This is a genomic window from Roseomonas sp. TAS13, assembly GCF_001950415.1.
GTDB classification, from domain to species: Bacteria; Pseudomonadota; Alphaproteobacteria; order Acetobacterales; family Acetobacteraceae; genus Roseomonas; species Roseomonas mucosa.
This window is the reverse complement of sequence record NZ_BDLP01000286.1, coordinates 1-5,775: the sequence shown is the minus strand read 5'-3', so window position 1 is coordinate 5,775 and position 5,775 is coordinate 1. Positions and strand designations below refer to the sequence as shown.

Sequence of the window (5,775 nt, the reverse complement as noted above, 5' to 3'; positions counted from 1 at the left end):
AGGCGCAGCCGGTACGGAGCACGTAGAGGATCGCATCGACCACCCGCCGCATCGGCCAGGACCGGGGTCGTCCGGTCTTTGCAGGGCTTGGCAAGAAGGGCTCGACCAGGGCCCACTCGGCATCGGTTAGGCACGTTGCATAAGGCTGGGAGCCGCGCGCAAGCTGCGCGCGGGCGGCAGGGGTCCACATGGGCCACCTCGAAGGACGTCAGACACCCTCCGAACGCGCAGAACTCCCGCCGCTCACCCCGCCTCAGCCGTTATGAAACGGGTTCTCACCGATAGCTTGCCCGAGCCGGGCAGGTACGAGTCCTTCGAGCAATTTCATTACCGCATCGTGCCGACCCCAAGACGGCCAGGCGAAGCTCTGTTATGGACCATTCTGCTTCCAGGTTGGGTGGACCACAAGTTCAAATAAGGCAGCAAGAAGTTGGATGGGCCGACGGCAGCAGAGGTTGGAACATACGAGGAGGACCTGAAGCAGGTCCTCTCCTGTTCGGACGACGCAGATGCGATGGATGGCGGTTACGAGCTACCCGTCATCGTCGTGGATGACCCCTGGTCCAGCAAGGCGGTGCGCCGTGCTCTCCAGCAGACGTGCCGCCGCCAGTTTGGTTCTGCGCGTCTTGCTGACGACGAGCTTCAGCAGGCCTGCCCGGTCCTGATGGGTCTGGCGGAACAGGGCCCCAACCTGCTGGCCCTGCTGACCATGCCACAGGAGGCCCTGGACAACATCCGAGCAAACCGCCCTGATCTCAGGCCCTTCCTCGATGTGGCCGCGCGCTACCTGCTCGGTGCCATGCCCCTCCGTGAGGCATTCGCCGGTTGCACCTCTCTCGCATCGCTGTGCCGCACCCGGCTCGCCAGGAAAGGGGGCGACCACGAGCGGGCCCTGGAGCTTTGGCGGCTCCGTCTCCAGGGGCTCACAGGGCATGAGGTGGCGGACCGTTCAGGGGTGTCCCATCAGCGCGTCTACCAGATCAATGTCTACTCCAAGGTCGCCTTCCTCCGCCGCCTCGAAGCGGCCTGCAATGCCCCGCTGATCCGCTCCCTGTTCGTGCACCACCTGGATGCCGCCGGTCTGAGCGTGATGCGGGCGGCCTCCAGCGCGGATGGCGTCATCCGCCGACGCGATATTGAACGCCTGACCTGGGAAGTGCTTCCGGCCGAGGACGCCTTCGTGCTGGCGGCCGTGCAGGACGTCCGGGGAGATGCAGCGCCGGAGCTGGCGCAGCTCCTCGCCTGGGAGACCAGGTGCGCGAGCCCGCTCGCCGACGGCTGGACCCTCCTGCCGCTGGTCGAGGCCGACGTGGCTGCGGTGCGGGAGGCATACCAGGCCACCGCACTCGGCGGATGGCTCGCCCTCGCGCCGGATATCGCCACCCGGACCGGGCTGGGGGAGGCCCAGCTTGCAGCGGCCCTCCGCTTCGCCGGGATGGCCCGCCTCGGCGAGGCCGTCATCCCTTCTAAAGCGCGGCCCTCCGAGCGGCGCATTGCGGCGGCAGCCGGGATCCTCCATGCCGCACCCCGGCCGCTGCATGCAACAGAGATGCTGGACACCCTCCTCGGTACCGACAACCCGGCGCTGAAGGAGGTCTCCTACCGTACCCTCATCCTGGACCTGCAGGACGAGCCGGAGATCTTCCGCCAGCACGGGGGGTCGGTCTTCTCGATCATTGGCAGCGCGCATGTCCTGAACGGCGACGAAGATCCCCGCCCCGCGGTGCCGGAGGCGTCCTTCGACGAGATGGCGACTGCCTGGACCCCGCCGGGGCAGCTCACGGCTGTCCCGTGGGCCGCCGCGGACTACGCGGGGGACTTCGTGGCGGATGTAGCGGTGACGCTCCGGGAGCGCCGGGTCCTGAGCGAGAGGAGCGAGGTCTCCGTTAGCGAGCTGATCCTCCCTGAGGAGGAAGAAGCTCTCCTGCGCTGGGCGAGGGACGCTGCCGCGCCCCTGCACGAGACGACGAGGGCAGGGCGCGCGGAAATCGGCATGGTCCTCTTCGCGGCCCACAGCGCGGCGGCGCAACTCTCCGATGCGGGTGGCCGCGACACCTGGAGGATCCTGCCCGACGTGGCGGGGCCCGGCGTCCGCGGGTTCATGTTCGACGGGGAGGTGCCGCGGGGGCGCATGCTCGATGCGATGGTCCGGGCCACCGACTCGCTCGGCCTGAGGCGCCCCTGGTCCTTCAACTGCGACCATTGGATCACCGCGTTCCGGCTCCAGTGCGGCTTCCACCGCGGGGACACCGCGCTCCTGCGGGACTGGATCCTCGACCCGGTCAACCTTCCTGCCGCCGTCCGCCTGATCTCCCGGGATCCCGCCTCTGGAATGTCGCGCCTGCTGGCCGACATCCGCCTTGCGGTGGCGGGCCGCCTGGCCGCAGGGGAGGTGCATGCCCGGCATGCGGGATCCCCCTGGTGGCCAGGATGGAGCGCGGAGGAGTTCGCCAAGGCACTTGTGCCGGAGCAACGCGTCTACCAGCCCAGACCCTACGTCCCGGCGCCCAGGACCCCGGCAAGCGAGGAGCCGCCGGAGGACCTGCTGGGTTCCAGCGCGGTGGCACCATCTCCTGGCGGCGCCAAACCAACGGCAGCCGACGCGGCCGAAGGCATCCGCTGGCAGCTCTCCGTGGCGCCCGGCGCGGTGGGCTTCCGCCTGCAGCTTCCGTCCTCTCTCTGCTATGGCGAGGGTGCTGTCACCGTGCTCTGCGGCGGCGCCAGGGCTGGCGGCCATGTCGGCACGGACGGTGCAATCACCTGGTACGCCGAGGATAATGCTCTTCTTCTGCCGCTCGCCGGGCCGCGGGTGCGGAGCATCGAGGTCCAGCGCGATGGCAGGACCCTGGACTCCTTCGACCTCGAGCTCTGGGCCGCGGACGCCTATCTCCGCCTGATCGACCTCCGCACGTCCCGCCCGGTCCTCATCGACCCGTTCCGCTCGCGGCTGTCCCCCTCCGCCCCGGTAGCCCTGCTCTGCCACGAGGCTCTCGCCCTCTCGCATGCGCCTCCGGAGGAGCGCCGCCTCAACACCGAGCATCGTCTGATGGTGTTCCCCGGCGGCCTGCCGGACGGCTTCGCGGTCTCCTGCGAGGGAGAGGTCGTTTGGCAGCCCACGCCGCCGGATCCCGGCCGTGAGGTCGTCGACCTGCCCGGCGTGTCCCTGACCGGCGACGCCTCACCCGTCGCCTGGGGTGAGGGGATCCAGCTCCAGCCTGTCGGGCTCCCACAAGGATTCGAGCCGACCCGGGCCGTGATCGGCGGCCAGTCGCTGCGGCCGGTCACCCCCGAGCAGGGCGGCGGCTGGGCCCTCGGTGGCTACCGGGTTCTGCCTGGGGCGTCGCCACTGCTCCGCCAGGGACGCCTCGACGGTCTGCTCGACGGCCGCAAGGTGAGCATCCCGCTCGCCGTTGCCTTGCGCCGAACGCCCAGGGGCGCGGCGCTGCACGACGGCGAGCGCTGGCAAGGAATCCCTGAGGGGTTCTGGCTCGACCGCTCGCGTCATGCCGGGCAACGTCTCTGGGCGCCGCGCGCCGAGGGTGATGACGTGCCCTGGGTCATGTTCGAGGGGGCGCGGCCCGTCGCGGCCGTTGGCCAGAACGGCGTCCATGTCGGCCGCAGCCTCTTCGGCCTTGGGGAGATGGTGGGTCTCGGCCGGGGCGGCTTCGACCAGTCCAACGCCCCTCTCAGGGTGGCACCGTGCCGGGACACCGGCATGATCCGCAGCGTCTCGCTCACCCCGGAAGGCGCCGTCCTTCACCTGAGCGCGCAGCTTGGGAGCCATGTCGAGCCGCGTGCCACCGCTTGGTGGAATGCTGGCCCGCAGCCGCTTCCTGCCGTACTGGCGCCGGACGGGGCCTCGGTGCGGGTGGCCTTCACGGGCGGCAGGCCATTCGGGATCGTCCTGTCCGCCGACACCGAGTGGCTTGGCACCGCCTACCTTGTCCAGGCCGCGGGAGCCATTTCGCAGCTGCTGCTCGCGCCTGACACCGCGGCGGCGCTCGGCTTCGCCCTGGACGCACGCCTGCCCGTGCTCCTTGATCAGATCCGGAAGGGCCTCGGGATCCTGCTCGGCCGGAATCCGAGCCTCGTGGGTGTCCTTCTCTCGCGGCTCGGCAACCCGGTCTCCCAGCACGCCGCCGCTGTGCTCCTGGGCACCTGGCAGCCTCCGGCAGAGGTCGCGCGCTCCATGGTGCAGGCCCATCTCGCAGGGTCCGACGCCCCTGGGAGAGCCTCGACAGACCTCGAGCGCCTCGGCGCGATCGTGCCCACCGCGCTGCTCCGGGTGCTGCCCTATGGCTGGGATCTGCTGTCCCGGGGCGAGCGGCCTGCGGTGCTGGCAGGCCTCGCGGTCAGCCCACTGCCGCAGGTCAACCTTTCCCGCTTGGCGCAGGGCGTGGGTGTCTCCCTGCCGGAGGTGGAGGAAGGTCTGCTCGCGGAGGCGGTCTCAGCGACGCGCTGCGACCCGAACTTCCTCGCCTCACGGTCCGAGGCGAGCGTGCTGTCCCTCGCATGGCGCTTCCTCACCGACACCAAGGCGACCGACATGCCGCGGACGCTTCAGACCGCCCTGACCCTGCCCTCGCTGCGGCGCTGGCTGAATGCAGCCCTGCTCCGTCGGCTCATGAACGAAGCCCGGTGACCGTATGCAGCTCGAGACATCGCTCCAGATCGACGCCCTCCGCACCCGTGCCGCGGTCGAGGATCGTCTTGTCGAAATGGCGTCGGCCGGGAACTACCTGCGGTCGCCGGAGCTGACCCAGCGCGTCAGCGAGATCTGGCAGGCATCGGACGGGGAGGGGGGCTGCACCAGCGAGGTGTTCGTGGAGGGGATCTTCCCCGCGGCGGACGGCGGTGCTTCGCTGAATGACCTTGTGACCCGGGGAGTGGTCGCGCCCGCGCTCCGGGACCAGCTGGCAAGGACCAGGATGCTGCCGCCCGCGCGCAGGCTGTACGAGCATCAGCGCCTGGCCATCGAGATCGCCGCTACGGCGCCGCGGCCGCCTGTTGTGGTCATCCGGGCTGGCACGGGCCTCGGCAAGACCGAATCCTTCCTCCTGCCGCTGCTCAACCGGGCGCTCGGCCAGCCAAGGCGTGCCCCGGCACGCGGTGTCCGGGCGATAGTTCTCTACCCGATGAACGCGCTGGTGAACGACCAGGTCCAGCGCCTGCACGGCTGGCTGCACGGACAGTCGGACTGCCGCCTGTTCCACTTCACCGGCGAGACCCCTGAGGACGACAAGGACGCCGACCGGAAGGGCTACCCGCGCTGGGACGATGGCTCGCGCCTCCGGACGCGCGTGCAGGCCCGTGCGAACCCGCCGGACATCCTCGTCACCAACTATTCCATGCTGGAGTACATGCTGATCCGCCCGCAGGACGCCCCCTTCTTCGGGGCGGACCTCGAGGCCGTGGTGCTGGACGAGATGCATCTCTACTCCGGCACCCTCGCGGCGGAGATCGCGCTCCTGCTGCGCCGCGTCCTGCTCCGCGCAGGCAGGCGCCCGGATGAGGTCATGTTCCTGGGCGCCTCGGCGACGCTTGGGGGCGATCTCCGAGCCTTCAGCGCCGATCTCTTCACCCGCGACCAGACGGACGTCACCGTGATCGAGGGGCGGCGCTCGCGCCCGGTCTTCGCGGAGGCGGTGCCCCCCGCCGCCAGCCTGTCCCCACCCGGCGTTCCCGAACCAGCGCCGGACCGGCCCTTCCTCGTGGCTGACGGCCTCGTGGAGGCTGTCTCTTGATCACATCTACGCACAGCTCCACCGTAAGGCG

At 70.1% G+C, this 5,775-nt stretch carries 3 protein-coding genes; 2 read left to right on the top strand and 1 reads right to left on the bottom strand.

What is annotated here, in order from left to right:
• Positions 1-190, bottom strand: a 190-nt coding sequence (locus ROTAS13_RS27825) for a transposase (protein WP_139323430.1), incomplete at its 3' end; no start/stop codon positions are given.
• Between the two features lie 324 nt (positions 191-514).
• On the opposite strand from ROTAS13_RS27825, the gene ROTAS13_RS18205 reads away from it, so the two are divergent.
• Together ROTAS13_RS18205 and ROTAS13_RS18200 are read left to right on the top strand one after the other, a co-directional pair.
• Positions 515-4,642 (top strand): hypothetical protein, encoded by a 4,128-nt coding sequence (locus ROTAS13_RS18205; RefSeq protein WP_139323429.1) that lies wholly within the window; start codon positions 515-517, stop codon positions 4,640-4,642.
• A 4-nt stretch (positions 4,643-4,646) separates the two neighbouring features.
• A complete protein-coding gene (locus tag ROTAS13_RS18200; RefSeq protein WP_075823031.1) occupies positions 4,647-5,744 on the top strand; it encodes a DEAD/DEAH box helicase in 1,098 nt (365 codons plus the stop codon).
• Positions 5,745-5,775 lie beyond the last annotated feature (31 nt).